This is a genomic window from Methylocella tundrae, from assembly GCF_038024855.1.
Lineage (GTDB): Bacteria > Pseudomonadota > Alphaproteobacteria > Rhizobiales > Beijerinckiaceae > Methylocapsa > Methylocapsa tundrae.
In genome coordinates, this window is the sequence record NZ_CP139089.1 from 2,960,328 (window position 1) to 2,986,364 (window position 26,037).

Consider the following 26,037-nt stretch of genomic DNA (forward strand, 5'->3'; position numbering starts at 1 on the left):
GTCGCGGAAAATGCGCCACGGCTTCTTCATGAAATTTACGCCAGGCTGTCACGAAACCCTTCGCGAAATGGAAATCCTGTGGCACACTGTCCCTGTGCGAAGACTTCAACAAGGAGTTCTGCATGTCACTCGAAAATCATTTGGTCGCGCTCGAGCAGCGCCATGAGGCTCTCGAGAAAGAAATCGAGAAGGCTCTGGTTCATCCTGCCACCGACGAGCTGAAATTGGCCGAATTGAAACGCCGGAAACTCCACCTCAAGGACGAAATCGTCAAACTCCGCGGCGAGTCCTCATTCCCAACTATACATTAGCAGAACGACGGCATAATCATATCTGCCGCGCGAGAGCTGATTGCTGGACTGTACAATACGCGTGCAGGCGCTTTCTATGCCGTAAGCATGTGAGCCGGCGGCGCGGCAGGTCGTTGCTTGCCCGGGACTAGCGCGGGCGACACGCCGTTCGTTTCGTCATGGCTGTTTCGAGCGCGGCTTCGAAGCTGCGGATGCGCCGCGATCGCGCGGCCGCGACCACATTGCTTCCGTCAAGCGGGCGCGGGCCAGGGAGTGCAAGCCCGCGCCCGCTTTGACCATAATTTGCCTTTGCAGCGCCGATATGGCTTGGCGAAAGGCTGCGAAATCGGCTAAGGGTAGCGTCGCATTGCGCCGCTAAGGCGACAATCAAGGCGCGAGCCTTCGATCTCTGATGCACCCGTAGCTCAGCTGGATAGAGCGCTGCCCTCCGAAGGCTGCTGTCAAGGGGGCAATGTTTTGAGTATGAATAGGAAAGACGCGTAAAGTCAGATTGTTAGGTTAGCCTCAGCAGATCGCCCAAGTCCGATATTTTTCCGCGTAAGCACCGCGTAAGCAGCTTCCGGAAAGGCGCAGCGGATAAGGGCGTAGCAATCCAGCGAACTGGCTGGGGCTTTGTGAGTAGGATTGCCGAATCCGTTGACCTGTTAAGGTCGGTCGGACTAGGCAATGTGAGATGCGCCCGTAGCTCAGCTGGATAGAGCGCCACCCTCCGAAGGTGGAGGCCACACGTTCGAATCGTGTCGGGCGCGCCATCTCTCTCAAGAGATCAGACGTTTGTTGCGCCCCATATTGCGCCGCGCCTCTCCGAGTTCCAGCGCCATCACGTGTGCAGAGAATGGTCATCGCGGTGGGGCTCGCTCGGCCTAGCCGGCCGCAGCGTTAGGCGCTTCCGTCGGACCCTTGCGGCAAATAGGCCGAGAATTCTCCCTGAGGAGGAATGGAATAGGAGTCGGCAAGCGCCTTGATCTGAAAACCGATCGATTTGCGCAGTGTTCGCAAAGCGGACTCGAACGCTAGCCAATCAGGGTCGCGGCTATCACATCGCAACGTCGTAAGATCGAACTGCTCGACTGCATCGAAGAACCGGCGAATCGTCTGAGCTAAGGCAACGATGACGATATCGAGCGGGCTGCCAGGAGCGCAGTCACGCCGCAGGCGGGTTAGGTCATGGCGCAGGCCGCCATATATTCCCCCCAACATATGTTGACCGGCTTCGCACAGGGGTGAGTTTTTACTCTGACCCCGCACTTACTCGCGCAATGCCTGATCGAAAGATTCTTCTTGCATCCATCGGGGCGTCCACAGATGCGCACCTGGCAGGTCGAACGTCGCAAGCGGACGCGGCATCTGATCGAACTCGGTGGCCTTGTCGTCAAGTCCGGGGTCGCGGACCTGACGGGCGACGACCGCACCATGATCTACGGCGCGTTGCTCTGGGTGGCCGACAAGCTCCGAAGCGATCAGGCTGAACACGCGCTGGCGCTCTGGACCGCGAAGGGAAAGCAAGCGTTTGCTATGGAGAGGACGGCATATGCCTCCACGATCTCGCAGGAAACGCCGCAAGATCGGGCGTGACTGATGGCGGGCGGCGCGGAGACCTCACATATCGCAGTGCCGCCCGCCATCGCCGCGCAAATGCTTGCCGCTTCATCGGTTCTAATCGAAGACTATGTTGCAGAAGGTCTCAATCTTGAAAATCTAAAACTGCAATGTAGTCTTGCGGTAGTCACCGGCTCGTTCACAGGATCAGTCGGGGCATGGCCAGATGTAGGTTGCAACCTGCTGCCCGTGTACGGGGTGGACGCCCAAGTCCCGCAGCGCGAGCCCCGCCCCTTCGTAGAAATGTCGCGCCGTGACGTTGGCCGCATCCGTGCGCAGCCAGAATCCGTCCGGCATTTCCAGCTTGGCAAGGCGCAGGAGTGCTTTGCCCAAACCTCTGCCCTGATGCGAGGGTGAGACGAACAACTGTCTTACCCAATCGGGGCGCTGAAAGGCCAGAAAACCTTCGATAGCGCCCTCCATAATGGCTACATGGATACTCCACGCCACCCCCTGAGAGGCTAACCTTTGCTGGTAGTCGCTGAGCGAACCCTCGCCGAGCCCTGTCGCGTTCCAACTATCCTGCCAGATCTGAGCCACTCTGGGCGCGTCCTCCGGTCGGTACGGTCGGATGTGCGGATCTGGTTGGTGCAAGGCGGAGATGGTCTGGTCCTCGATAGCGAACATACTCGTTGTTCATCGTAGGCGTAAGCGTCTGTCGCATAACTAAGGGATGAAAGTCTAGCTTTTGCGACACCTTGCAGCCGGGAGGCCCGGCCGCCGCGTTCCGGTCACGAGCCAAGATTTCCGCGATGGCTGCTTCACGATGGTATCGCACCCGAGAGGGCTATGGCGTAGACGTAGTTATCATCGCTATCGGTCGTGGCCCGCCACCCCGCCAATTCTACGCCATGGCGCGATATTCTGCGCGATGGCTACTCATTCACCGCCGATTTGCCGCATGGCCGACCAACAGCATTTCCAACAACACGCAGGCCTACTGTAAGGGCGGGAATCGCCCATAAGCAGCCGTATCCACGAGCTTGGCGCGCTACCCAAAGCCGCCTTTCTGGTCCGAGGCTATGCGAACCGGTCGATCTCAAATCGGAATTTCATGCGGATCGACCGGCGCTCCTATCAGGCTGCGTCGTCTGGTTTTGGCATGATACCCTCCGCGATGGCCGCGCCGTAAGCTTGTCCAACGAAGTCCATGATGTCATTTGACGAGCTTGACGCAGCCGCAAAAGCAGGCTGCTCATGCGTCTCGCGCGCCACGGTCCTCATCTTGCGAGTCAGCGCAGGGTCACCTCCCGTTGCCTCGAACACCTTGCCCATCCAGCGCCGGGCAAGGTCCATCGCTTCGGGCGAGGAAGGATCGCCGGACTTCATCAGCCGGGTGGCCTCGCCGTGCAATGCTTCCCAATCGGCATCGGCCTTGTCCATGCCCCCATAGCCGTTGGCGGCGAGGGTCGCCTGGTCGCTCGGGGAAAAGTGTTTGGCGGCGACCGCCCGATAGGCGGCGGCCAGATCGTCGTTGCGCTTGTTGGTCATCGCGGTTTCCTTGGTAAGGTTCATCAAATCGTCCGAGGAAATGCTGCCGTGCTCGGCGAGCTTGGCTCGGGCCGCCGACAGCAGCCGGAGTGCCTGGTCGACTCGCTTCGCTTCCTGGCGCAACACCTGCTCGTGCAGCTCCAGGAAAGTCGCCAAGTCGGGAAGACCGCCGGACAGGAGTTCGGCGATCCGGCTGAGCGGAAAGCCGAAGTTCTTGAGGGCGATCACCTGGTGCAAACGCGCGATCTGATCGGGACCATAGACCCGCCAGCCGGCTGGTGTTCGCTCGGCTCGGAGCAAGCCGTGCGCCTCGTACAGCCGCAATGCCTTCCCGCTCACCCCTAACCGGCGAGCGACTTCAGCAGAGCGGAGATAAGGTCCAGAGTTCGCCAAACGTACAGTCCTTTCTCGAACGAACCGCCTTATCCGGCCTGCCCCAAGGGCCGGTGCAAGTGAAATCGGCACCGAAGTCCGTGGGCGTCTTCATATCGGGGGTTCTTCGCCAAAAGCGGCCGGCTACAAACCACCAGACCCGGCCATTCAGAAAATAGCCAAAACCGCTGATGAACTGCGCCAACTAGCATTGAAGTCGCACCGTGCGGCGTTAGAGGGCTATAGCGTAGACGTAGTGCTCATCATCATCGGGCGTGGCCCGCCACCCCCGCCGATTGCACGCTACAGCACGATATTCTGCGCGGCAGCACGATGACACTCCGATCACCGCATGGCCATCACACGGCAGTCTACGATAGACAGTCCAGCATCCACTGGACACCGAACCGATCAGTGAGTTTACCGTAATAACTCCCCCACGGCTGCACTGCGAGATGTGTGGTGATCTTGCCGCCATCGGCAAGCGCCATGAATAATCTGTCTGTAGACGCGCGGTCGTCCATGATGAGCATGTGAGCGGAGCCTCGCATCGGTTCGGCATCGTGATTGTCCGAGGCGAAGAACAGAAGACCAGGTCCCTCGAAGCGGGCGTGCATGACTTTGCCGCGCATGCCTTCGCTGGCGAGCGGCACTCCGTGGTCGCCATGACGCATGAGCGCCGTGACCCGACCAAGGCCACATTTGGTATAGAAGTCGAGCGCTGATTCACACTGGGTCGTGAAAAAGAGATAGTTGGCAAGCTGCATGGCATGACCTCCAATAAGCTACCAGACCGCGAAATCTTCGCGTCTCGCAGTCCAGAGCAACGTGCGCTCCGATGAATGCACGTTGCTCTAGAGAATTCAGCGATGCGAAACGCTACGGGGCGATGCCGCCGCCCACTATGGCCTCGACCAAGCTGGCATTGTCGTAGCTGCGGCCGGCGATGCCCCAAGCTCCTTCGGGAGCGTAGACGATGTTCGACCAGATATGTTCACGCTTCAGCCGTCCTCCGGCTGCCTTTTCGACGATATCCGTTGCCTTCTCAATAAAAGCGCTTTTCGCCTCAGGCGTCGCCAGCGCGATCTCGGGGAGCTTGAGTTCGACAAAAGCTGCCGCCGCCACCTTGCCACCGGCAAGTATATGTTCCCTAGGCAACACGTTGATGGAGCCGACGATGTTGGCCGTCATGAAGGCATTCCCGGTCAGACCCGAAACTTCGAGAAGCGCGTCTGTCAGCCCGGAAAAGGCCTCGGCCTGGGCCTGTGGCGATAGCAGCCCTTCGGGCACGGTGAGCGTAATGGGCATAGGGTTCTCCTCGTTTGAACGGGAACGGCATCTGATATATACCGAACACTCTCTATCCATAAACGTTGGTCACTCTCTATGCAAGAGATAAAGAGTGATCACTCTTAATGAGGACGGCTATGCGTTACAGCCCGGAGCATAAACAGGAGACCAAATCCAAGATCGTGGCGGCGGCGGGCCGGGTTTTCCGGGAGGAGGGCTATGGCGGCGGCGGTATCGAAGCATTGACCAAGGCTGCTGGCGTCACCAACGGCGCCTTCTATGGGCACTTTAAATCCAAGAGCGAAGCCTTCCGCATCGCCGTGCTGTCGGGCTTGGAAGAGTTGCGGCAAGGAATTGCAGCGCTCAAAGGCAACGACCAGACGAACTGGCTGACGACCTTCGTGGGTTTCTATCTTGGTTACAAACGGACCTGCGATCTCGGCGAAAGCTGTGCCTTGCCGAGCCTGTCCACCGATGTGATGCGCGCCGATGACGATACGCGCGCTGCTTATACGGCGGAGTTGATGCGCCTCGTCGACGAGGTCGCCGCAGGTTTGCCGGACAATGATGCCCCAGGCACGCCAGTCGGTTCGCAAAAAGATCAGGCGATCGTGCTGCTCGCCATGCTGAGCGGAGGCGTTACACTTGCCCGAGCCGTATCGGACCGGGAGTTGTCGGACCGCATCGCCCGCCTCGTAGCGCAGGCAGCGTTACGCTTGACCGGTCAGAAAGCGTTGGACAGCGCGCATTCGAGTTCTGCCGATCATTAAAGTTGTGCGGCGTTAGAGGGCTATAGCGTACATATAGTGCTCATCTTCGTCGGGCGTGGCCCGCCAGCCCCGCCGATTCTACGCCATGGCGCGACATTCTACGCGGAAGCTACCAAACACCGCCGATTTCCGCATGGATGACGTGTGGTAAAGATGGCGACAACTCCAGACTACCCCGACCGTGTCACGCCGACGTTTTTACCGTCCGTTTGAGTCAAGACATCTGGTTTTCGGCAGAGCATCGGCCTCACTGGTCGGCGCGCGGGCGAGAAGCCACAATATCGTTATGGCGCAGAGGATGGTGACAGCGGCGAGGATATTGGTGAGCGTTTGAAAGGCTGCTTCGTAGGCCCGGATCAAGCTGGGCGCATCCATGCCGGGGACGAGCGCGACCGCTCCCATCATATCGCCGACTGCGAGGCGCTGGCTCGCCTGCGGAACTGATGGCATGGATGCGGCTTGCGACAAGGCCAGCGCCCGTCCGATCAGACCTGTCAGTGCTGCGCTGACGATCGCAAGCGCGACGCCTTCGCCGGCAACACGCACGGTGCCGAAGATGCCGGTCGCCATTCCGGCGCGCTCCCTTGGAACGATGCTGACGGACAGGGCGTCCATCAATCCCCAGGGCAGACCCGTACCGATGCCGATCAGCAGCATCGGCGGCAGTACGGCGAGGCCGGCGTTGAGATCCACCGTACCCAACCAGACCAGCCCGACGGCCGCGATTATGAGACCCGCACCGGAAATGACATGGGCCGAAAAGCGGTGCGTCAGCGCGGCAGCCGCCATCGGTACGACGAGCATCGGGCCTGCGAGCGCCATCATCATCAACCCGGCGCCGACCGCGCTCTGGCCTTCGATGCCAATGAAGCGCAAGGGCAGGATGACGAGCAGCACGACGAAACAGGCGCAGGTCGCGATCGGGAGAATCTGCACGCCGACGAACTGCGGATAGCGGAACAGCGACAGGTCCAGCATCGGTCGCACCGCGTGGATCTCGATACACACGAACACCGCGAGCAGCACCGCCGCGCCGGCGAGAAGGCCCATGGTCGCACCATCCGTCCAACCGCGCGCCGGCGCCTCGATCACGCCGATGGTGAAAAGCGCCAGCATGCCGGTGAAGCTGAGCGTGCCCGGCCAGTCGAGCGTCGCGGCATCGGGATCGCGCGTCTCGCGCATACGCGGTACGCCGAAGAACAGCGCCAGCGCGCCGACCAAGCTGCTCGTCAGGAACACCGACCGCCATCCGGCGGTCTCGATCAGCAGCCCCGCCGTCAGGGGCCCGAAGGCCAGGCCAACACCGAAGGTCGTGCCGAGCAAGCTGAACGCGCGGGTCCGGTCATGCCCATCGAATTCCTGCGCGAGCGCAGCGGCCCCGCCCGCCAATGCTGCGGCTGCGCCGACGCCCTGTGCGGCGCGGAGGAGATCGACGACCCAGAGGGATGGCGCGACGCTCAACGCCAGCGAGAACAGTACGAATAGAGCGACGCCGATGGTGAAGATGCGCTTGCGTCCATAGCGGTCGGCCAGCGCACCGGCCGCCATCAGCAGGCTGCCGAAGGTCAACATGAAAGCGTTGGTGATCCAGGTCAGCGCCTCGGGACTGCCGTGGAGTTCACGGCCGATGGCGGGCGTCGCGGCGGCGCCGCCGGAGAAACTGAGCGGCAGGATGAGCGCCGCGAGACAGACTGCGCCAAGAATGACCGGGCTGCCGCCGTGTTGATGTGCCGGTATTTTCAAGCTTGTCCTCGCACCGGGGGAATGGGGCCAGGAACCGCTGCGGTTCCGATCCTCCCCTTCTTTTCCTCGATACAATGCGGATCATGAGGCGATAATCCCGCTCGTTGTCGTTTCATTAAAGCGCAAAACGCTCTAATATTCGACTCATGGATGGGATGAACGGAATCGCGATTTTCGTACGGACGGCGGAACGGTTGAGTTTCGCCGAAGCGGGACGCGACCTCGGATTGTCACCGTCAGCGGTGGGCAAAAGTGTCGCCAGGCTCGAAGAGACGCTCGGCGTGAGATTGTTCCACCGCACGACGCGCCGCGTCTCGCTGACCGAAGAAGGTGCGCTGCTTCACGAGCGATACCGCCGCATCCTGGACGATCTGCGCGAGGCTGAAGACATGGTCGCGCGCGCCGCCACGGGACCGCGCGGTACGCTCCGCATCAGCCTGCCGACGATCGGCTACCGTTTCCTTCTGCCCGTCCTGCCGGAATTCCTCGATCTCTACCCGGAGATCGATCTGGATCTCGACTTCAACGACCACCTCGTCGATCTCATCGATGCCGGACTCGACGCGGCGATCAGGAGCGGGACTCTCGTCGATTCCAGCCTGATGTCGCGTCGGCTGGGGGCATTTCGTTTCGTGCTCTGTGCCGCACCCGCCTATCTGGATCGCAAGGGCGTGCCCTTGCGGCCAGCCGATCTCAAGATGCACGACGCCCTCCGCTTTCGTTTCCCGACGACGGGCAAGCTGCAAGAATGGGTACTGTTAGACGATCAGACGCCGCTCTGCGGGCGCACGGCGCTCACCTGCAACAACATGGAAGCGATGCGCGCCGCTGCGCTCGTCGCGCTCGGCATCGCCTACATGCCTGACTTCCTGGCGCACGAAGCGCTGAAGAATGGAAGCCTCATCACTGTGCTGGACGACTTCCTCGTCGATCCCGGCCAGTTCTCGATACTGTGGCCGTCGAACCGCCACCTCTCACCGCGATTGAAGGTCTTTGTTGATTTCGTTGGTCGAAAGCTTTTCCAAGGGCCTTGAGCCGCGACGCGCGCGCTGTCTGTTGCCCGCAGTCGGCGATGGCTGCTTTCGCTCCCCGCACTCTTGAATCGCGACACCCGGTGTGAAACCAGAGCCCTTGTCGGACGGGCGTGTTGCGTTTCGAGGCGTCGAAAATCTCGCCTCAGCATCTGTGGCCGGACCCTACCTCGTGAGGACAGGCCGACCAACACGTCAGAGGTCGCGTGAGGCGATCACCGCATCGACAAACGCGTGGACCTTCGGTTGGTCGCGGCTTCCGGCGGGATAATAGAGATAGAGTGCGTCTTCAGGAGGCATAAAATCCACCAAGACCGTGTGAAGGCGCTTCTCGCGAAGCGCGTCCTCGGCGATGCGATCCGAAGTGTAGGCAAGGCCCATGCCTCGCTCCGCAAGAGCGCAGAGCGCGCCAGCGTCATTGACGATCAGGGTTGTTGGAGGGCGGACGCGCAGATCGCGATCTCGATCGCGAAACTCCCATTGGTACGGCATGGGCTCGCTGCCGATGCGGTAGCCAATACATTCATGTTCGAGGAGATCGCCCGGTACCTTCGGCGTCCCTCGCTTGGCGAGATAGGCGGGAGAGGCGACGACAACCCAGTGGAAAGGCTTGCCGATCCGGACAGCAAACATGTCGGGTTCAAGAAATTCTCCAATCCGGATGCCGGCATCGAACCCTTCGGCAATGAGATCGATCGGCCCGTCGCGGACTTCGATATCGATTGCGACATTTGGATGCGCGCTCCGAAATCTCGGCAGGGCCTGTTCAACAATCGGTCCAAACGCCAGGCGTCGTATGCAAAGGCGCAGTGTTCCCACGGGTTCATCCTGCAAGCCCTCGACCTGGCGGATAGCGTCGGCAACCACGGCGCGCACATCGCCGATGCGATCCGCAAGCACGCTGCCGACGTCCGTCAGCGCAACGTGGCGCGTGCTGCGGATGAAGAGCGGCGTTCCCAGCCGTCGCTCGAGCGACTTGATCGACTGGCTTATCGCACCTGGCGTGACGCCCAGCTCGCGCGCCGCCGCCCGGAAGCTGGCGTTGCGGGCGACCGCGAGGAATTGCGGGATGCCCTCGAATAGATTGATTTCCGAAGTTGGTGCCGACTGTTTAGCCATGCTAAACAGGTTATGCGCCATCGTGCCTATTTTCAAGCCAATGGTTAATGTCTAAATCCCCTGCAACGACATGCTTGCGGGAGATACATGGCAGAACAACGACAGCAATTGCGTGAGCGGGTGCGGACAATCGTGCCGACGCTCGTCCACTACACCGACACCGTCTTGCTGGGCGAAGTATGGGAACGCGCGGAGCTATCGAAACGTGATCGGAGCCTGATTACGATCGCGGCGCTGGTCGCAACCTACCGACCCGAAGCGCTGGCCGATCATCTCGTGCTGGGGCGCTCGAACGGTGTCACCTACGCAGAAATCAGCGAACTGATCACCCACGTCGCGTTCTACGCCGGCTGGCCTGCATCGATGGCGGCCGCACGCGTTGCGCTCGAAACCTTGGGCGAACCGGCGAAGCTGAAATAGGAGGGTGACGATGATCCGAATGCCCACTGAGCGGACCACCGTGAAAGAAAGAGTGTGCTGCTCGATGGGAATAGTATGATCGGCCTTGTCTCCACTGCGGTAAGACAACCCGCCCAGGATGGCGGGCGCCCCGGCTGGACGCTTATCGTCACCAGCATCGGCTTTGTCGTCGTGCAGCTCGACATCACCGTCGCCAACGTCGCTCTGCCGGAAATTGCCACGGAGTTCGGGGCGTCGACGTCCGGATTGCAGTGGATCATTGATGCCTACTCATTGGCGTTCGCGACACTGCTATTGACGGCGGGCGTGGCCGGTGACCGGTTCGGGAGTCGGCGCATTTTTCTGGCCGGACTCGTTGTTTTCGGAGTCGCGTCGCTTGCATGCGGGCTTGCGCCGTCGACATCGATCCTGATTGCTGCCCGAATTGCACAGGGCATCGGCGGAGCCCTGATACTCCCGACGTCACTGGCGCTGATTGCCCACGCGTGTGGCAATGACGAGGCGGCCCGGATCAGGATGATCAGTTGGTGGAGCGCGTCCGGCGCGCTGGCGGTCGCAGCTGGTCCGATGATCGGAGGTTTCATCATCTCCGGGCTTGGCTGGCGTCCAATCTTTCTCATCAACCTGCCGCTATGCGCGCTGGGCATCTGGTGGACGCGGACCAAAATCGCCGAGAGCGCGACCTATGTGGACGGCCGGTTCGACGTCGCGGGACTGATCACCGCCGCTCTGGCATTGTTCATGCTAACCGGAACTGTGATTGAGGCGGGGGCACGAGGATGGGCCGATCCGTGGGTCCTTGCGGGGTTCGCCGCCGCCGCGGTAGTCGGCATCGCCTTCTTCAAGATCGAGGCCATAACGGCCAAGCCCATGCTGCCACTGGGCTTGTTTCGATTGCCCGGATTTTCGACCGCGGCCTTTGTCGGCACGGTGATCAGCCTGACCTTCTTCGGATTGGTCTTCGTTCTCAGTCTCTACTTCCAGCAGGTTCGGGGTTATTCACCGGCGATGGCGGGGCTGGCATTTCTGCCGCTTACCGCCGTCATCATGCTCGCCAATATCGTTGGTGGACAGCTTGGGGCACGGGTGGGTTTTTGGCCGCCTATGGCAGGGGGTATGCTGATAGCTGCGGCGGGCAATGGGCTGTTGTCGTTCCACAGGCTCGATAGCGCAGCTCCTTTCTTAACAATCGCACTTGGCCTGTTTCTGATCTCAATCGGGACCGGAGTGGCGGCGCCGGCCATGATGTCGGCCGCGCTTGCCAAGGTGGAGCGTACACGCTCCGGCACAGCATCGGCGGTGCTGACGACGGCAAGACAGGTCGGCGGTGCCGTTGGCATCGCGCTCTTTGGCGCATTCGTTGCCGGCGGCACACAAAATATTCCAAGCGGGGGCACGCTTGTCTTTATTGTCTCGGCGGTTCTTTTGTTGCTCGGTGCCGGTGGCGCATGGCTTGGCCGATAAAACTGTGGGGCAACCATTTCCACCGCCGAAGGCGGGCCCACGACGGGAGGCACCGTGCGGTCCGCCGTCAATCAGGCCTTCGCGTTCGGCTAGTCGTGACGTGAGCCTTGTCGGTCGAACTCAGAGATCTGCGCTGGGCGCTTGTTGCGGCTCGACACCGAAGCCTAAGGCAGGCTGCGGAGACGCTGAACATCCGCCAATCGACACTCAGTCGATGCTTGCGGGATCTCGAACATAAACTGGACGCCACACTTTTTGAGCGCACCAATGGTGGCACCCGGCCGACCATAGAAGGCCAGGAGTTCCTCGACGCCGCACGCCGCATCGTCGAGGAAACTGAAGCTATCACCACGCGCCTGAAGACTCGATCCCGAGGCGAGAGTGGTCGCTTGACCATCGGCGTCCACGCCTCACTCTCAGCCGGTAATCTCCGGGCCACCCTCCTCGACCATCGGCACCGCTTCCCCGACGTCGATACTCATCTGGTTGACGGATCAAGCGACCATCTGATCTCCGATCTCGCCAATTCCGCCATCGACGTCGCCTTCGTGGCCGAGAACACTCCGACATGGAGCGACAGGTTGTTGTCGGTATGGAGCGAGCGAGTGGTCGTCGCTCTCCCCGAGAACCATCCGCTGACAGCTCGTGACGCGGTTCATTGGAGCGAGCTAAGGAGTGAGGCACTATTGCTACCACAGCGCGGCCCGGGACCGGAATTCCTGAAGCTTCTCATCAGCAAGGTGGGATCCTCCGACCCTTGCAGATTGCTTCGTCACGATGTGGCGCTCGACCGGCTTCTCACCATGGTCGGTGCAGGCTGGGGCGTCTTGCTCGCGCTGGAAGGGGCGACCGGCGCCGCCTATCCGGGCGTCACCTTTCGCGAGGTACATGATGCCGAGGGGTCGACGCGGCTGAATTTTCACGCCTACTGGCGCCAGGCGAATGGCAACCCCTCGCTGCGCCCTTTCCTCGACATGCTTCGCGAGCGTTATCCAGATATCACGGGCGCTCCCGCTCTGGATTGAATGGAGTTCCGTCGCGCCTTCGCGAACGCCCGGTCGGTCGCCATGAAGCGCTCGATCATGGGCACGATGAGTTTGGCTGGGTCGGAGATCGCGTGGCCGGTTGTGCGGCTGGGCACCTCGGCATAAGCGACTAGGTCGCGATGGGCAGCCGCGGGTAATTCAATGGTGAGTTTCACGGGCTTCTCGTCGGCGATCGGTCCGAGCTTCAACTTGGTCACGGCGTTCCTCCCTTTTCATAAGGCGCCAGGACAAGGTCGCGCGTGACGATCACGCGCACCGGGAATCCAGGTCGGATGGTGAGGGTCGGCTGGATATTGAGCTGGCGCTGGACGATCTGCTGGCCAGTCTGGCTGATGCTGTTGGAGGCGCCGCTGCGGATCGCCTGAACAAGGTTGTTCTCGTTCTGGCTGGTGCCGGCTTCGGCACCGACACTGAGCAGGGTCGAGAGGACGGCCGCCTTGAACAGCATGCCCCAATGGTTGTCGACCTCGTCCTCGAGACCAGCATAGCCGCCGGTATCGGCTCCTGGCTGGCGCTCCAGCACGATCGAAGTGCCGTCCGGCATGATGAGACGATTCCAGACCAGCAGCAAACGCGACTGCCCGAACGCGACAGAGCTGTCGTACTGGCCGATCAGCTTCGCCCCCTGCGGAATAAGCAAAAATCGGCCTGTCGGCGAATCATAAACCGCCTCCGTTACCTGGGCGGTGATCTGTCCCGGCAGATCCGATCGGATGCCGGTGATCAGGGCGGCGGGGATGACGGTGCCCGCTTGCACGACATAGGGCGAGGCCTTGGCCTGGAGCCGGTCGGGGCTCACGGTGCGCTTGTCCGTCGCCGCATTAAGAAACACGCTCTTGCGGTCCTGCATGTTCTGCGCCGAGCCGGCATCGACGGGGGATGTGGGATTCGCGGCCGTATCCGTTCCGGCGATAACCGGCTGCACCACGGAGGCGACGCCCTGGGGCTGCCGGCCGGCTTGAGCAAAGAGCCGGCTGACGCGCGCGGCTTCCTTCTCCTGCGCCAGGCGCTGGATTTCGGGATCGGGCGTCGTCGCCGGCACGACGGTGTTGGGCGCCGCTCCGGCGTTGAGGATCGGCCGGCCGAGATCGCCAGGCAGTGGCGGCCCCAGTGGCGGTGCCTGACGCGGCAAGCCGGTATAGTCCTTCGGCAGGCCAGCGAGGCCGTCGGCCGAAGGACGGTTCTGGGTCGATAGCAGCTCCTGCCCTGCCCCGGCCTTGTTCCGGGTCTGGAGCGCGTAGCCAAGCGCGCCTGCGATGGCGAGCGCCGAGACTCCGGCCAAAACGATCAAGACCCGGCGCGACAGGCGGGTCACGCGCGGCTTTTCAACCCGGAGCCGCAAGTCCGGCGGCACAACTGGCGTGGGCGCCTCATCCTTTTCCTGGTTGGGTTCCTCTGTCATGACCGCGGCCTTCCATCGGTGCGCACGACACGGACGCGCCGCTCGCTGTCCTTGTCGCCGAGCCGCAATTCGGCGGCACCGAACAGGCGATCGACGATGTAGTAGTTGCGGCTGACCCGATAGTTCACCAGCTCGGAGCCGCCAGCGGGACCGATGACGAAGAGCGGCGGCATTTCGCCCTGACGGATACCGGACGGGAATTCAATGTATACCTTCGATCCGTCGTCGAACGCGCGCAGCGGCCGCCAGGCCGGATTGTCACCCTGGATCGCATAGCGGAAATTGATTGCGGCGAGATCGACGCCGGCGGCGATCGGAGCCGCCACCTGCGCTTCCTGGTTCTGCCGGCGCAACGCGATGAGCTGATCTTCCGGATATTGCCAGGAGACCGAAGCCATGTAGGTCTTCTCGGTGGAGCGCAGTTCGAGAAGATAGGTGCGGCGATCGGTGTTGATGATCAGGTTCGTCACCAGATCCGCCCGGGTTGGCTTGACCAGGATGTGGATCTTTTTCGTCGCCCCCGCCCCGCTCTCGGTATCGCCGATGATCCAGCGTACGGTGTCGCCCGCAGCGACAGGACCGGAGCCGACAAGCTGTTCGCCTTCCTGCAGGGCGACATCGGTGATCTCGCCAGGTGCTGTATAGACCTGATAGAGCGCGCCACCGGAGAAGGGATAGACCTGTACCGCGTTGATGAAGCCGGCCCGGACTGGCTGTATGCGCGCGGCGGCATTGGCCTGGTCGACGCGGACATGTGGATCGGCAACCTCCGGCGACGGTTTGCCACTCGGCAGCGGCTTCAACTGGCCGGGTAGTGGCAGCGGTTTCGGCAGCTCGACGATCTTGACCGGTGCGGGCGGATCGACGGTAAGCGTCGCCGGCTCGACGGCGTCATAGTTGATGTCGGGTGGAATGAAATTATGGGCGCAGCCGCCGAGTGCGGTGACGGACATCAGCAGAACCGCCAATCCGCCTTTACGGAAAAGCACATGTCCGCCTTTGCGGGGTAGCCAGTTTACGAGAGTGCGCGAAGCCGAACCGCCGGCTTCGAAAGAAATCGGCGGGGTCATTGTCCCAACTCCTTCGACCAATTGATGGCGTTGACGTAGATGCCAAGCGGGTTCTTGCGCAGCCGGTCGGCATCGGTGGGCGGCTGGATCGCGACCGTGAGAATGGCGGTCCAGCGGGTGGTGTCGGCGAGCGCGCCGTCCTGATATCGCCGCTCGACCCAGGCGACGCGGAACGAATCCGGCGAGGCACGGATCACGCTGGAAACATCGAGGGCGATTTGCTGCTTGCCGAGCTTGCCGAACGGATCGTTGGCACGGGCGTAGTCGTTCAGCGCCGCCGCTCCCGCCGTCGTCGTGAAGTCATAGGCTTGCAGCCAGTTCTGCCGGACGATGATGGGATCGGCCGGTAGCGAGCGGACCATTTCGATGAAGTGGGCGAGATACCAGGCAATCTGCGGATCTGAGGGCGTGTAGTCGGCCGTCGCGGGGGCGGCCGCCTGCGCCTCGCCCAGCTTGTCGACCTGCACCACCCACGGGACCACTGTGCCGTGCGTCGATTGCCAGACGAGGCCGCCGGCGAGCCCCATCGACAGCGCGAGCGAGCCGAACGCCATCAGCCGCCAATTCTTCGCCTGGACACGGGCCGAGCCGATGCGCTCATCCCAGGCTTGAGCGGCTTTTTGATAGGGTGTTTCGGGCTCGGGGGTGCGCCCGTAGCGCACCGTGGGTCGGCGGAACATGGGTTACTCCCCTTCGGATAGATCGACGGAATGGCCGCCGCCACGGGCGTCACCCGATTTGATGGCGTCGGCGGCGGTTGAAGCGCCGCGCTTCATGCGCTGCGCCCAGGCCGGCGGGGACGACGGATTGGCGTTGCCAGCAGGAGTCGTATTGGATGCGGTCGATGCGTCCGCATCGCCGCCGGAAGCTTGCGCGCCTGATTGATAGCTTTCCCTCAAGCTGCTGGCCGCGCGCGATGCAGCACGTTTGAACGGCGCCGTCGCGGCTCCGCCAGCGGCACGGCCGACGCCACCAAGCCCGGAGGCGACGCCGGCCGCGCCCGATTGCCCGGCCGAGCCGAGGCTATAGGCGGAGGACGCCGCGCCGGCGCCAAAGGATGCTCCTCGCGCCGCTGCGGCCCCGCCGGACAGAGCCGCGGCTCCGCCCCTGGCGGCCATTCCAGCGCCGGCGGCGCCGGCCATGGCCACGCCGGCAACCGCGAAGCCGGTGCCGGCAGCGGCGCCCGCACCAAGTTGTGGAGCGCCCGAGACGAGACCTGTTGCAATACCGGGGCCGAAGATACCAAGGCCAAGCATGGCGAGCGCCGCGAGCACCACGGACAGCGCCTGCTCGATGGTCGGCTGACCGCCGGCATAGGTCTGCGTGAACTGCGAGAAGAGCCCAGTACCGATGCCGACGATGATGGCGAGCACCATTACCTTGATGCCGGACGCGACAATATTGCCGAGCACCTTCTCGGCCAGGAACGCTGTCTTGTTGAAGAGTGCGAAGGGAATAAGGATGAAGCCGGCGAGCGTCGTCAGCTTGAACTCGATCAGAGTGACGAAGAGCTGGACCGCCAAAATGAAGAAGGCGATCAACACCAGAATCCACGACACCATCAACACCGCGATCTGAATGGCGTTTGTGAAGATGGCGACCGGCCCGACCATCTGGTTCGCCGCATCGAGGAGCGGCTGCCCGGCATCGAGCCCGACCTGGGCGAGCCGGCCGGGCCGCAAGAAATCGGTGGTCGAGATCGAGGAACCGCCGGCTTTTAGACCGAGACCGGCGAAGCTGTTGAAGACGATGGCGGAGAGGTTGTTGAAGTTGGTGATGATGAAAGCGAAGAAGCCGATATAGAGCGTCTTCTTCACCAGGCGCTGGATGACATCCTCATCGGCGCCCCAAGCCCAGAACAGGCCAGCCAGGGTGATGTCGATGACGATCAGGGTCGAGGAAAGATAGGTGACATCGCCCTTGATCAGGCCGAAACCGGAATCGATGTAGGTCGTGAAGGTGTTGAGGAAGGTATCGATGACGCCGACATTGTTCATCGTCCGTCTCCCCCTACCGAATTTGTTGCTGCGGGGTTGGCCGGCGCGGCCATTGGCGGCAACGGCCGCGCCGGCCTGCCGAAGAACCGGCGGCGGTTCTCCTCCCAGACCGCCTGGCAATGCGGATCTTCGGCATCCTGTTGGCCGAGCGCGCTGCACCGGCGCAGCTCGGCCGAAAGATCGTCTGGAGCGGAGGCCAGCGGAGCTTCCGGCGCTGCCGACGGCGCGGGCCGCCGGTTGATCGCCGCGAGTGTCGCGATAAAGACACCGATCATGGCGACGATCGCCAATGCACGGAAAATGTCAGACCGCCACATCGTCCCAAGCCTCAGTTGCCGTGGAACATGGTGACGTTGCCGGGCTGATAGCCGGAGCGCGTCGAGAAGATCTTGTACTGCTGCTGGCCCTGCGATTCCGTTGCAGCATCGCGCGCCTGTTGCAGCGCGTCGGCCCGCCCCTTGGCGGCGAGTACAGCCACAAGGTCGGAAAGTTGCTGCGATTGCAGAGCCAGGAGCTGGTTGCCAGCCTGGGCGGCTTGTAGCGCACCGGTCGCCGACTGGCTCGCCGTCACCAGCGACGACATGGCGGAATTGTTCGTGCCGATATTGCCGACAACGCCGGCCTGCACCTTCAGGCTATCCTCGAACGCCCCCACGGAGTTCTGCCAGCGCGTCTGCGCCAGCGCGAACAGCGAGGCATTCGACCCCGAGGTCGGCGCGGCGCCATAGGCGCTCGAATAAGCTGTCTGAATCTGCTGGACGTTGAAGGAGATGTTCTGCGCCTGGCTGAGCAACGATTGCGTCTGGGCGATCGATGACTGAAGCTGGGTCAGCGTCGACATCGGCAGATTGGCGAGGTTGCGCGCCTGGTTGACCAGCGAGGTCGCCTGGTTGGTCAACATCTGGATCTGATTGTTGATCTGTTGCAGTTCGCGCGCGGCAGTGAGCACGTTCTGCACGTAGTTCGTTGGGTCGAATACAATGATGGCATGAGCCGGTGGAACAGCGATCGCGAGCGTCAGTGCGACGGTGCTCACCGCCGCGAGATGGCGGAGCTTGATCATGACGGTGTCTCCAGATTGGTGAGGTCGGGAATGAGATCGGCCGCCCAGAGCAACTCATGGTCGGCAAGCCAAGCGGGCGTGAAGGCGTCACGGCCGTGTTCGGCGAGAATACGCTCGATCGCGGCGTGGTCGGCCTTTGAGGACGCGGCGCAAAAGGCGAGCGCGACCGGGCCGAGTCCTAACTCGAACAGGCGATTGCCTCGGCGCGACTGGCAGTAATAGTCGCGCTTGGGCGCGGCTCGCGCGAGGATCTCGATCTGGCGGTCGTTCAAGCCGAAGCGGCGATAGATGGCGGTGATCTGCGGCTCGATGGCCCGTTCGTTCGGCAGAAACACCCGTGTCGGGCAGCTCTCGACAATCGCCGGCGCGATGCTGCTGCCATCGATGTCCGAGAGCGATTGCGTGGCGAAAACAACGGAGGCGTTTTTCTTACGCAACGTCTTCAACCACTCGCGAAGCTGCTGCGCGAAAGCCGGATCGTCGAGGACGAGCCAGCCCTCGTCGATGATCAGCAAGGTCGGGCGGCCGTCGAGCCGGCCTTCGATGCGGTGGAACAGGTAGGTGAGCACAGCGGGCGCCGCGCCAGCGCCGATTAGACCCTCGGTTTCAAAGGCTTGGACCGAGGCTGAGCCGAGATGCTCGGCCTCGGCGTCGAGTAACCGGCCGAAGGAACCGCCGACGCAATAGGGTTGCAACGCCTGCTTCAACGCGGTCGACTGCAGAAGGACCGCGAGCCCGGTGATCGTCCGTTCCTGAACGGGCGACGAGGCGAGTGAGGTCAGCGCCGACCAGATATGCTCTTTGACGGTCGGGTCGATTGTGACGCCTTCCTTGGCGAGGATCGCCGTCACCCATTCGGCCGCCCAGGCGCGCTCGGCCGCGTCATCGATGCGCGCCAGCGGCTGGAGGGAAACGCTGTCCTCCGATCCGGCTGACAGGCTACCGCCGAGATCATGCCAATCTCCTCCCATCGCGAGCGCCGCGGTGCGGATCGAGCCGCCGAAGTCAAAGGCGAAGATCTGGCTGCCCTGATAGCGACGGAACTGCATCGCCATCAGCGAGAGCAGCACCGACTTGCCAGCGCCGGTCGGGCCGACGATCAGCGTATGGCCGACATCCCCGACATGAAGAGAGAAGCGGAATGGCGTCGAGCCTTCGGTCTTGCCGAAGAAGAGTGGCGGCGCCTTGAAATGCTCGTCGCGCGCCGGGCCTGCCCAGACCGCCGAGAGCGGGATCATATGGGCCAGGTTCAGCGTCGAGACAGGCGACTGGCGGACGTTGGCATAGGCGTGCCCCGGCAACGAGCCGAGCCACGCTTCCAGCGCGTTCACCCCTTCAGGCATGCAGGTGAAGTCGCGACCCTGAATGACTTTCTCGACCAACCGCAGCTTCTCGGCCGCGATGCCCGCATCCTCGTCCCAGACCGTGATGGTGGCGGTGACATAGGCCTGGCCGACGTCGTCGGAACCCAGCTCCTGCAGCGCCATGTCTGCGTCGGCTGCTTTGTTGGCGGCGTCGGAATCCACGAGGGTCGAGGCCTCGTTGGTCATCACTTCCTTGACGATGGCACCGATCGACTTGCGCTTGGCGAACCACTGCCGTCGGATCTTGGTCAGCAGCTTCACGGCTTCGGTCTTGTCGAGCAGGATGGCGCGGGTCGACCAGCGGTAGGGAAAGGCGAGCCGGTTCAGCTCGTCGAGAATGCCGGGATGGGTCGTGGTCGGAAAACCGACGACGGTGAGCGTGCGCAGATGGGAACGTCCCAACCGCGGCTCCAGCCCGCCGGTCAGCGGCTCGTCGACAAGCAGCGCGTCGAGATGCATCGGCGTCTCGGGGACGCGGACACGCTGCTGGCGTGTCGAAATTGTGGAATGGAGGTAGGTCAACGTCTCGCCATCATCGAGCCAGCCGACCTCGGGCATGAAACCCTCGACCAGTTGCAACACGCGGTCGGTGCGATCGACGAAGCCGCGCAGCAGCTCCCACGGATCGACGCCGGTCTGCGCGCGGCCCTCATAGAGCCAGCCTTCGATGCGCGATGCGTCCTCGGCCGGCGGCAACCAGACGAAGGTGAGGAAATAGCGGCTCTCGAAATGCGCACCGGCTTCTTCGAACGCGTCCTGTCGTTCAAGGTCGACCAGCGCCGACGCCGCATCCGGGAAGATGCTATGCGGGTAGGTCTGGGCCGCGACGCGCTGCGCCTCGACAAAGATCGCCCATCCCGAACCGAGGCGGCGCAGTGCATTGTTGAGCCGCGCGGTGACGCCGACCAGTTCGGCCGGTGTAGCGCTGTCGAGGTCCGGTCCACGAAACCGCGCCGTACGCTGGAAGCTGCCGTCCTTATTGAGGACGACGCCCTCGGCGACCAAGGCGGCCCAGGGCAAGAATTCGGCGAGGCCGGCGGGACGGTTGCGATATTCGGCGAGGTTCAGCATGGGAGCCTCACGCGCCGAGATAGGACGGGTAGCGCAGATGCCGGCGCACGACGTCAACGAACTGCGGATCGCGCTTCGCCGCCCAGACGGCGGCGGCATGTCCCACCGCCCAGATCAGCGCGCCGGGAATCCAAAGGCGCAGGCCGAGCGCGATGGCGGCAGCGAGCGTTCCATTTGCGATTGCGACCGCCCGCGGTGCGCCGCCCATCAGGATCGGGTCTGTCAGCGCGCGGTGAACCGGCGCGAAGAAGCCCGGGACATCCGGATCGATGATCCCCGCCATCACACCAGCGCCCCGCCCGAAAAGCTGAAGAAGGAAAGGAAGAAGCTCGATGCGGCAAAGGCGATCGAGAGGCCGAAAACGATCTGGATCAGGCGGCGGAAACCGCCCGACGTATCGCCGAAGGCGAGCGACAGGCCGGTCACAGTGATGATGATCACTGAGATGATCTTGGCGACTGGCCCCTGCACCGATTCCAGGATGGTGTTGAGCGGCGTCTCCCAGGGCATCGATGAGCCCGAGGCGTAAACCGCCGGGGCCAGCGCCAGGCTGACGAAGGTGATGGTGGAAAGCGTCGCGATATGGCGACGGATGCGCAGCGCGAACCGGGTCATGCTCTATCTCCTTGAGGGATGGTCTCGCCGCCCGCCGCGGCTGGGATGACGCGGTAGTCGCCAGTGGCGGGATCGAGCCCGGCGACAAGGGCGAGTTCGGCAAGGCGCCGCTCCGAACCGCGGCCGGAGAGCACGGCGATGCAATCGATGGTCTCGGCGATCAGCGCGCGCGGGGCCGTGATGACGGCCTCCTGGATGAGCTGCTCGAGGCGGCGGATGGCCCCAAGCGCGGTCCCCGCATGGATGGTGCCGATGCCGCCGGGATGGCCGGTGCCCCAGGCTTTGAGGAGATCGAGTGCTTCCGGCCCACGCACCTCGCCGATTGGAATGCGATCAGGACGGAGGCGCAGCGACGAGCGGACGAGATCGGACAGCGAGGCGACACCGTCCTTGGTGCGCAGCGCCACCAGGTTCGGCGCCCGGCATTGCAGCTCGCGCGTATCCTCGATCAGCACCACGCGGTCGGTGGTGCCGGCGATCTCGGCGAGCAGCGCATTGGTCAGCGTCGTCTTGCCCGTCGAGGTGCCGCCAGCGACCAAGATGTTTTTGCGCGCGGCGACGGCACCGCGCAGCACGGCCGCCTGGCCGGCGGTCATGATGCCGGCGGCGACATAGTCGTCGAGCGTGAACACCGCGACGGCAGGCTTACGGATCGCAAAGGCCGGGGCCGCGACCACCGGCGGCAACAATCCCTCGAAGCGTTCCCCCGTCTCAGGCAGCTCGGCCGAGACACGCGGCGCGCCGGCGTGGACCTCGGCGCCGACGTGGTGAGCGACCAGGCGCACGATCCGCTCGCCATCGGCGGCCGACACGACGCGCCCGCTATCTTCCAGGCCGCCGGACAGCCGGTCGATCCACAACCGACCATCGGGGTTAAGCATCACTTCGACGATCGAGGGGTCTTCGAGGAAGGTCGCGATGGCTGGACCGAGCGCGGTGCGTAGCATGCGCGCGCCGCGAGAAAAGGCTTCGGAATGGAGTGGAGCAACCGCCACGATCGTCCCCGTCAACGGCCAATCGCGGCATGCGATTGGCAACGGGGATGATTAAAAGAGGCAATAAATGGGGCAGATCAACAAGGTTTTAGATGTCGTAGGGGGCGAGCGTAGAGCAGAGAAAAAAGACTTGCTGGGTGCGGAATCACAAAAAACTGAGAGCGCTACTTCAAGCTCCTGCGGCACCGAATCACATCGGGCCACACAATCCTCGTCCGCGTCAGAAGGCTACTTCGTCAACCACTGTCCATACGCCTCAACGTCAATCATTGGAACGGTGCCACTGAATTGCAGTTGAGAGATCAGCTTGAACAGGAAAGCCGTCGCGGGCTTATTCTCGTTGATGAAACTATAGCCGTCAGCTTCCCTATCGAAGAAGAAATGACCGTGCGCGGCGACGCAGCCGATGTCGAGCTGCCCATCTCCAAGGTTTGCGACCAAAGCTTTCTCGAACGAAGGTCCAAGTGCGGGGCTCCACTCACTCTCGAACGTCAGCAGGCCTCCCAGAATCGGAATCAGCGGTTTTGCCGGATACACGCCCTTCGCATATGGGATAGGGAGGCTCGTGCGGTGCAGACGACGCACGCTTGCGACCTTTTCTTGCGCGTAGGCCACCAGACCGGCATCCGCGGTCTGCTTCGCCTCAAAGACGGCATAGACACTTTCCGCGGGGATGATGGTCTCGTTCTCGTAGGTGAAGATGAACGGCGAATACTGGCGGTCGAAAATCACGACGTCGATTTGCTGACTGAAGTTTCCGAGGCTATCGACTACATGCGCTTTAGCCGCCTGATAACGCTTAGGCAGATACGTCTCCAACATGTTGATCCAAACGTTCTCGCTGGCATCGCCCTTCGTGCCTGGATGATTGAAGGACTTTCGGACCGTCGCGAGGCGCTGTTGAATATCTTCATGCAGCGACGACAGAAGCTGAGACAAGGACCATTCGGACATCAGGAAATCTCACTTTGGTTTTGGCGGCCGGCCATCACGACAGCGGAAATTGGGGGCCAAACAGCTCGCGCCAGGCTCGCAATGCGTCACCGTTCCGGCCGCGACGCACATGGTCGATTGCCAGAGTTGCTTCGCGCTCCGCCGCACGCAGAAGGTCGCGCGCCCGCGTCTTGCGGGCAGTGTCCATTCCACTGCTGATTGCGGGGCCAAGGCCGGCAGGGTCGGGCCACTCATCGAAAATCCGGGCCGCGAGCGTCGCAAAGAACCCCTGAATCTCCCGGTCAAAGCTGCCACCCCAGCCGCCATGAAGGCACTGAAGCGCCATGACCTCAATGAGGAACGAGGGCTTCACCGGCTTCTCGCCGTGCTTCGGGTTGTTGTTCCAGTATTTCACCATCCGCACGAGGCCCTTCCATTCGTTGGAATAAGCCTGATGCGCTGCGGTGGCCTCTGCGGCATGAGTTTGAGGGTTAGTCTCGATCCACTTGCCGAGTTCATTGTCGGGAATCTCGAAATCGTCGTCCTTATCGAATGCCGGAACGACATCGACGCTGATGACGCGATAGTCGGTATTGTCATCAGCATCGGCCTTCACGCCGAAATCGACGTTGATTGAGCGGTTCTGCTTCTTGGCCTTGTCACCATATTTTTCGATCAAGGCATTGTGAAAGTCGGTCAACACTACCGATGGCGTCTTCGAGCGGTAATGATCCTCCGATGACTTCAGAACGAAGAAGATATCGACGTCCTTCAAAGGCTTCGTTTTGGTCCAGCGCGCGTATGAGCCGGTCAGAAAGCTCCGATCGATCTTGAATTTGGTGTCGAGATAATCCCGCACTTCCTTCTGGCGCGCCGACGCGTTCGCCTGCTCCCTGTCGTTCAGCTCGAGACGGCTTTTGAATTTGCGGAACGCTTCATCGACCGTGAGCATCAGGCTCTCCTCAGATATGATGTGCTGGCGCCAAGGCCGCTGTGCTCAACCGTGGTGCCGAGGCTTTGCCGCACCATCCCGTCGGTCGAGCGCCCGGTCGCCTTGCTCCACCCGATCACATCCGGTCGGCCAGGTTTCGTATGCAACAGGAACCGGTAGCGAGCCTCGCTCGGAGCCAAGCCGGCCTTCCTGATCGCGTATTTGAGCTGTTCGGTGTCGGTCCAGAAATTGCCGTCGTCACCCGACCAGCCGTAGGAGATATCGATGTCCCATCGGAAGATCAACGCATCGGTTTTCGGGTCGTAGATTTCGAGCTTTACGGTTTCGAGATCACCGGTGTTCAGCCAAGTCTGAACGCCGCGCATGTGCGTTTCCCAGTCGCCGACGAACTCCGATGGATCGAGACCACTGAGGCGAATGATATCTTTCAGGCTCTTCAGGATATTGTCTGCGACATAGGTGACCGAATGCGTATAGGTGTTGACAGCGACGTTGGTCATGAGCCGAGAAACCCCTTCGGATCGAACACAAGGGTCTGGGATTTCGTGGTCGCCGCCTCGTCAGCACTCGACATAGCGGCATCGAGATCGCGCGCCGTAATGCGGGTGCTGTGCTTCTTGAGCGCGCCTTGAACCCAGGCGAGGTCATCGGCCAGGCAAGGAAGCGAAACCCGCCAATCCCCTTTCAGTGGATCAAAGCCAAGAGCATCCTCGTTGGCGTCAGAGCCCTCGACGGCATCATCGTCATAGAGGCAATAGATCCGCGTCCGCGGGCCATCACAGGTCACTGTGATGGCGGCATCTTTCGGCGCCTGGTCCGCGATCACACTGGTGGCAACGCCCGCAATGGCAAGAAGCTCGGTCCGCGCATCGCTGGGCTTTCCCTCGGTCAACAGATCGACGATCGCCGTCCAGGTCCGTGAGGCGTCGCGGTCCGGCGTGCTTTTGAAGGTGCGGCTGGCAACGGTGCTCATCACACTTTGCCTCCCGACATACGTCCCGCCTTGGCGGCACGCGCCGCGGCAAACAAATCCTCGATCGTCACGCGTTCCGGATTCATGGCCGTCTGCGGGCTGCTGGCCAAAGCGTTGGCCACCATCTTGCGGATAGCTCGTCCGTCGAGCCCGACACATTCGGCCGCGCAGCGGTCGAAACTCGGCGAGCTGGGCAACTTCGCGATGGCCGGATAGGTCTTACCGAGACCAGTCAGGCAATCTTTCAGGATAAGCCCGCACGCCTCACGATCCGGCAGAGGCACATGGATGACTAGGTCACAGCGAGACGTGAACGCCGCATCGACCGCCTGGGGAAAGTTGCTGGTGGCAAGGAACAACAGGTTCGGATGCCGTTCGGCCAGCGCATCGAGCTGAACAAGCACGGCATCGGTCGCACGATGGATGTCGATCGGGTTGGCTTCCAGGCTCATTTTCGACCGGTCGGCGGCAAGCGTCTCCACCTCATCGAGGAGGACAATGGTCGGTCCTGCGGCGGCGGCTTCGGCGATCGACTGGGAGAACAGCTCTGATACTGCACGCTGGGTTTTGCCCATCGCCGAACTGGTAAGCGCGTGCGGCTCGACTTCGAGCAGGCGGAACCCGCCGCCCGGAAACGTCTCGGCGGTACGATGCGCCAACCCTCGGGCGAGAGAGGTCTTGCCGGTCCCAGGCGGTCCGACAAGCAGAATCACGCCGTGCAGCGGAATGACACTACGATCGACCTTGCCGCGCATCGTGAAGTTCAGCATCGCCTGAGATAGGAGCTGGGCCTTCAGGCGCTCATCTAAGATGATCGAATTCCACAGGGCTCCGAGCGCGGGATCCGGAAGCCGCCGCGCGCGCTGGATGCCCTTCGGTTGGTTGAAATCTTCGTTCTGCACCGCCGTCAGCTTCTGCATCTTCGTTTGCCTCGTGCCGCCGATGG

At 62.3% G+C, this 26,037-nt stretch carries 29 protein-coding genes and 1 tRNA gene; 8 read left to right on the top strand and 22 right to left on the bottom strand.

Annotated features, from left to right (window positions below):
* Window positions 1–122: 122 nt before the first annotated feature.
* The 3 genes from SIN04_RS15865 to SIN04_RS15875 all read left to right on the top strand — a co-directional run bounded on the left by SIN04_RS15865 (window position 123) and on the right by SIN04_RS15875 (window position 1,886).
* Window positions 123–311, top strand: coding sequence for a YdcH family protein (locus tag SIN04_RS15865; protein ID WP_134490731.1), 189 nt, complete (start codon window positions 123–125; stop codon window positions 309–311).
* A 675-nt stretch (window positions 312–986) separates the two neighbouring features.
* Window positions 987–1,063: transfer RNA gene (locus SIN04_RS15870), tRNA-Arg, on the top strand.
* A 553-nt stretch (window positions 1,064–1,616) separates the two neighbouring features.
* Window positions 1,617–1,886, top strand: a complete 270-nt coding sequence (locus tag SIN04_RS15875; protein ID WP_134490735.1) for a conjugal transfer protein TraD — start codon at window positions 1,617–1,619, stop codon at window positions 1,884–1,886.
* Window positions 1,887–2,057: 171 nt separating this feature from the next.
* Here the strand turns inward: SIN04_RS15875 and SIN04_RS20285 are convergent, their stop codons facing one another.
* The 4 genes from SIN04_RS20285 to SIN04_RS15895 form a co-directional block, all read right to left on the bottom strand.
* Entirely contained in the window at window positions 2,058–2,537 is a 480-nt protein-coding gene (locus SIN04_RS20285) for a GNAT family N-acetyltransferase (RefSeq protein WP_134490737.1), read from the bottom strand.
* Window positions 2,538–2,987: 450 nt separating this feature from the next.
* Window positions 2,988–3,725, bottom strand: a complete 738-nt coding sequence (locus SIN04_RS15885; protein ID WP_244605842.1) for a MerR family transcriptional regulator — start codon at window positions 3,723–3,725, stop codon at window positions 2,988–2,990.
* Window positions 3,726–4,144: 419 nt separating this feature from the next.
* Window positions 4,145–4,540 (bottom strand): VOC family protein, encoded by a 396-nt coding sequence (locus tag SIN04_RS15890; protein WP_134490741.1) that lies wholly within the window; start codon window positions 4,538–4,540, stop codon window positions 4,145–4,147.
* Window positions 4,541–4,652: 112 nt separating this feature from the next.
* On the bottom strand, window positions 4,653–5,081 hold the full coding sequence (locus SIN04_RS15895) for a tautomerase family protein (RefSeq protein ID WP_134490743.1): 429 nt from the start codon (window positions 5,079–5,081) through the stop codon (window positions 4,653–4,655).
* A 119-nt stretch (window positions 5,082–5,200) separates the two neighbouring features.
* On the opposite strand from SIN04_RS15895, the gene SIN04_RS15900 reads away from it, so the two are divergent.
* Complete coding sequence (locus SIN04_RS15900; RefSeq protein ID WP_134490745.1) at window positions 5,201–5,833, top strand: TetR/AcrR family transcriptional regulator; 633 nt, start codon at window positions 5,201–5,203, stop codon at window positions 5,831–5,833.
* 198 nt (window positions 5,834–6,031) lie between these two features.
* Here the strand turns inward: SIN04_RS15900 and SIN04_RS15905 are convergent, their stop codons facing one another.
* Window positions 6,032–7,576, bottom strand: coding sequence for an MFS transporter (locus tag SIN04_RS15905; RefSeq protein WP_134490747.1), 1,545 nt, complete (start codon window positions 7,574–7,576; stop codon window positions 6,032–6,034).
* 146 nt (window positions 7,577–7,722) lie between these two features.
* Here SIN04_RS15905 and SIN04_RS15910 point away from each other — a divergent pair, with 146 nt between their 5' ends.
* Entirely contained in the window at window positions 7,723–8,610 is an 888-nt protein-coding gene (locus SIN04_RS15910) for a LysR family transcriptional regulator (RefSeq protein WP_134490749.1), read from the top strand.
* A 192-nt stretch (window positions 8,611–8,802) separates the two neighbouring features.
* Here SIN04_RS15910 and SIN04_RS15915 read toward each other — a convergent pair whose 3' ends face one another.
* Window positions 8,803–9,747: a LysR family transcriptional regulator gene (locus tag SIN04_RS15915; protein ID WP_134490751.1), complete on the bottom strand. Its 945-nt coding sequence runs from the start codon at window positions 9,745–9,747 to the stop codon at window positions 8,803–8,805.
* Between the two features lie 66 nt (window positions 9,748–9,813).
* On the opposite strand from SIN04_RS15915, the gene SIN04_RS15920 reads away from it, so the two are divergent.
* The 3 genes from SIN04_RS15920 to SIN04_RS15930 all read left to right on the top strand — a co-directional run bounded on the left by SIN04_RS15920 (window position 9,814) and on the right by SIN04_RS15930 (window position 12,635).
* On the top strand, window positions 9,814–10,146 hold the full coding sequence (locus tag SIN04_RS15920) for a carboxymuconolactone decarboxylase family protein (protein WP_134490753.1): 333 nt from the start codon (window positions 9,814–9,816) through the stop codon (window positions 10,144–10,146).
* 75 nt (window positions 10,147–10,221) lie between these two features.
* Complete coding sequence (locus SIN04_RS15925; RefSeq protein WP_134490755.1) at window positions 10,222–11,610, top strand: MFS transporter; 1,389 nt, start codon at window positions 10,222–10,224, stop codon at window positions 11,608–11,610.
* A gap of 107 nt (window positions 11,611–11,717) precedes the next feature.
* Window positions 11,718–12,635, top strand: a complete 918-nt coding sequence (locus SIN04_RS15930; RefSeq protein WP_134490757.1) for a LysR family transcriptional regulator — start codon at window positions 11,718–11,720, stop codon at window positions 12,633–12,635.
* Here the strand turns inward: SIN04_RS15930 and SIN04_RS15935 are convergent.
* The 16 genes from SIN04_RS15935 to SIN04_RS16010 form a co-directional block, all read right to left on the bottom strand.
* On the bottom strand, window positions 12,599–12,853 hold the full coding sequence (locus SIN04_RS15935; protein WP_134490759.1) for a DUF2274 domain-containing protein: 255 nt from the start codon (window positions 12,851–12,853) through the stop codon (window positions 12,599–12,601). The two genes, SIN04_RS15930 and SIN04_RS15935, sit on opposite strands and share 37 nt — an antisense overlap.
* Window positions 12,850–14,058, bottom strand: a complete 1,209-nt coding sequence (locus SIN04_RS15940) for a TrbI/VirB10 family protein (RefSeq protein ID WP_134490761.1) — start codon at window positions 14,056–14,058, stop codon at window positions 12,850–12,852. The genes SIN04_RS15935 and SIN04_RS15940 overlap by 4 nt, the downstream gene beginning before the upstream one ends.
* Complete coding sequence (trbG, locus tag SIN04_RS15945) at window positions 14,055–15,128, bottom strand: P-type conjugative transfer protein TrbG (RefSeq protein WP_134490763.1); 1,074 nt, start codon at window positions 15,126–15,128, stop codon at window positions 14,055–14,057. The genes SIN04_RS15940 and trbG overlap by 4 nt, the downstream gene beginning before the upstream one ends.
* Entirely contained in the window at window positions 15,125–15,808 is a 684-nt protein-coding gene (trbF, locus tag SIN04_RS15950) for a conjugal transfer protein TrbF (protein ID WP_134490765.1), read from the bottom strand. The genes trbG and trbF overlap by 4 nt, the downstream gene beginning before the upstream one ends.
* A gap of 3 nt (window positions 15,809–15,811) precedes the next feature.
* Window positions 15,812–17,125 (bottom strand): P-type conjugative transfer protein TrbL, encoded by a 1,314-nt coding sequence (trbL, locus tag SIN04_RS15955; protein ID WP_341264049.1) that lies wholly within the window; start codon window positions 17,123–17,125, stop codon window positions 15,812–15,814.
* Window positions 17,122–17,442 carry a putative entry exclusion protein TrbK-alt gene (gene trbK-alt / locus SIN04_RS15960; protein WP_134490769.1) on the bottom strand — a complete coding sequence of 107 codons (321 nt, stop codon included), beginning with the start codon at window positions 17,440–17,442 and terminating at the stop codon, window positions 17,122–17,124. The genes trbL and trbK-alt overlap by 4 nt, the downstream gene beginning before the upstream one ends.
* 11 nt (window positions 17,443–17,453) lie before the next feature.
* Window positions 17,454–18,188, bottom strand: a complete 735-nt coding sequence (gene trbJ, locus SIN04_RS15965; protein WP_134490771.1) for a P-type conjugative transfer protein TrbJ — start codon at window positions 18,186–18,188, stop codon at window positions 17,454–17,456.
* Window positions 18,185–20,623: a conjugal transfer protein TrbE gene (gene trbE / locus SIN04_RS15970; RefSeq protein WP_341264050.1), complete on the bottom strand. Its 2,439-nt coding sequence runs from the start codon at window positions 20,621–20,623 to the stop codon at window positions 18,185–18,187. Before trbE ends, trbJ begins: the two co-directional genes overlap by 4 nt.
* Window positions 20,624–20,630: 7 nt before the next feature.
* A complete protein-coding gene (locus SIN04_RS15975; RefSeq protein WP_166795960.1) occupies window positions 20,631–20,906 on the bottom strand; it encodes a VirB3 family type IV secretion system protein in 276 nt (91 codons plus the stop codon).
* Entirely contained in the window at window positions 20,906–21,238 is a 333-nt protein-coding gene (locus tag SIN04_RS15980; protein WP_134490777.1) for a TrbC/VirB2 family protein, read from the bottom strand. The genes SIN04_RS15975 and SIN04_RS15980 overlap by 1 nt, the downstream gene beginning before the upstream one ends.
* Complete coding sequence (gene trbB, locus SIN04_RS15985; RefSeq protein WP_134492596.1) at window positions 21,235–22,233, bottom strand: P-type conjugative transfer ATPase TrbB; 999 nt, start codon at window positions 22,231–22,233, stop codon at window positions 21,235–21,237. Before trbB ends, SIN04_RS15980 begins: the two co-directional genes overlap by 4 nt.
* Window positions 22,234–22,461: 228 nt before the next feature.
* A complete protein-coding gene (gene nucC, locus SIN04_RS15990; protein WP_134490779.1) occupies window positions 22,462–23,187 on the bottom strand; it encodes a CBASS effector endonuclease NucC in 726 nt (241 codons plus the stop codon).
* Between the two features lie 34 nt (window positions 23,188–23,221).
* A complete protein-coding gene (locus SIN04_RS15995) occupies window positions 23,222–24,118 on the bottom strand; it encodes a CBASS oligonucleotide cyclase (RefSeq protein WP_134490781.1) in 897 nt (298 codons plus the stop codon).
* Entirely contained in the window at window positions 24,118–24,618 is a 501-nt protein-coding gene (locus SIN04_RS16000; RefSeq protein WP_134490783.1) for an HORMA domain containing protein, read from the bottom strand. Before SIN04_RS16000 ends, SIN04_RS15995 begins: the two co-directional genes overlap by 1 nt.
* Window positions 24,615–25,091, bottom strand: coding sequence for a hypothetical protein (locus tag SIN04_RS16005; protein WP_134490785.1), 477 nt, complete (start codon window positions 25,089–25,091; stop codon window positions 24,615–24,617). Before SIN04_RS16005 ends, SIN04_RS16000 begins: the two co-directional genes overlap by 4 nt.
* Window positions 25,091–26,011, bottom strand: a complete 921-nt coding sequence (locus SIN04_RS16010) for an AAA family ATPase (RefSeq protein WP_134490787.1) — start codon at window positions 26,009–26,011, stop codon at window positions 25,091–25,093. The genes SIN04_RS16005 and SIN04_RS16010 overlap by 1 nt, the downstream gene beginning before the upstream one ends.
* Window positions 26,012–26,037 lie beyond the last annotated feature (26 nt).

Excerpts from the sequence above, each read along its gene's own strand:
- SIN04_RS16005 (WP_134490785.1), bottom strand. The coding sequence starts at position 25,091 with ATGAGCACCGTTGCCAGCCGCACCTTCAAAAGCACGCCGGACCGCGAC.
- SIN04_RS15975 (WP_166795960.1), bottom strand. The coding sequence starts at position 20,906 with ATGGCGGGGATCATCGATCCGGATGTCCCGGGCTTCTTCGCGCCGGTT.
- SIN04_RS16010 (WP_134490787.1), bottom strand. The coding sequence starts at position 26,011 with ATGCAGAAGCTGACGGCGGTGCAGAACGAAGATTTCAACCAACCGAAG.
- SIN04_RS16000 (WP_134490783.1), bottom strand. The coding sequence starts at position 24,618 with ATGACCAACGTCGCTGTCAACACCTATACGCATTCGGTCACCTATGTC.
- SIN04_RS15895 (WP_134490743.1), bottom strand. The coding sequence starts at position 5,081 with ATGCCCATTACGCTCACCGTGCCCGAAGGGCTGCTATCGCCACAGGCC.
- nucC (WP_134490779.1), bottom strand. The coding sequence starts at position 23,187 with ATGTCCGAATGGTCCTTGTCTCAGCTTCTGTCGTCGCTGCATGAAGAT.
- SIN04_RS15940 (WP_134490761.1), bottom strand. The coding sequence starts at position 14,058 with ATGACAGAGGAACCCAACCAGGAAAAGGATGAGGCGCCCACGCCAGTT.
- SIN04_RS15920 (WP_134490753.1), top strand. The coding sequence starts at position 9,814 with ATGGCAGAACAACGACAGCAATTGCGTGAGCGGGTGCGGACAATCGTG.
- SIN04_RS20285 (WP_134490737.1), bottom strand. The coding sequence starts at position 2,537 with ATGTTCGCTATCGAGGACCAGACCATCTCCGCCTTGCACCAACCAGAT.
- SIN04_RS15900 (WP_134490745.1), top strand. The coding sequence starts at position 5,201 with ATGCGTTACAGCCCGGAGCATAAACAGGAGACCAAATCCAAGATCGTG.
- trbE (WP_341264050.1), bottom strand. The coding sequence starts at position 20,623 with ATGCTGAACCTCGCCGAATATCGCAACCGTCCCGCCGGCCTCGCCGAA.
- SIN04_RS15925 (WP_134490755.1), top strand. The coding sequence starts at position 10,222 with ATGATCGGCCTTGTCTCCACTGCGGTAAGACAACCCGCCCAGGATGGC.
- trbG (WP_134490763.1), bottom strand. The coding sequence starts at position 15,128 with ATGACCCCGCCGATTTCTTTCGAAGCCGGCGGTTCGGCTTCGCGCACT.
- SIN04_RS15865 (WP_134490731.1), top strand. The coding sequence starts at position 123 with ATGTCACTCGAAAATCATTTGGTCGCGCTCGAGCAGCGCCATGAGGCT.
- SIN04_RS15980 (WP_134490777.1), bottom strand. The coding sequence starts at position 21,238 with ATGACCCGGTTCGCGCTGCGCATCCGTCGCCATATCGCGACGCTTTCC.
- trbK-alt (WP_134490769.1), bottom strand. The coding sequence starts at position 17,442 with ATGTGGCGGTCTGACATTTTCCGTGCATTGGCGATCGTCGCCATGATC.
- SIN04_RS15890 (WP_134490741.1), bottom strand. The coding sequence starts at position 4,540 with ATGCAGCTTGCCAACTATCTCTTTTTCACGACCCAGTGTGAATCAGCG.
- SIN04_RS15915 (WP_134490751.1), bottom strand. The coding sequence starts at position 9,747 with ATGGCGCATAACCTGTTTAGCATGGCTAAACAGTCGGCACCAACTTCG.
- trbL (WP_341264049.1), bottom strand. The coding sequence starts at position 17,125 with ATGAACAATGTCGGCGTCATCGATACCTTCCTCAACACCTTCACGACC.
- SIN04_RS15995 (WP_134490781.1), bottom strand. The coding sequence starts at position 24,118 with ATGCTCACGGTCGATGAAGCGTTCCGCAAATTCAAAAGCCGTCTCGAG.
- SIN04_RS15910 (WP_134490749.1), top strand. The coding sequence starts at position 7,723 with ATGGATGGGATGAACGGAATCGCGATTTTCGTACGGACGGCGGAACGG.
- trbF (WP_134490765.1), bottom strand. The coding sequence starts at position 15,808 with ATGTTCCGCCGACCCACGGTGCGCTACGGGCGCACCCCCGAGCCCGAA.
- SIN04_RS15875 (WP_134490735.1), top strand. The coding sequence starts at position 1,617 with ATGCGCACCTGGCAGGTCGAACGTCGCAAGCGGACGCGGCATCTGATC.
- trbJ (WP_134490771.1), bottom strand. The coding sequence starts at position 18,188 with ATGATCAAGCTCCGCCATCTCGCGGCGGTGAGCACCGTCGCACTGACG.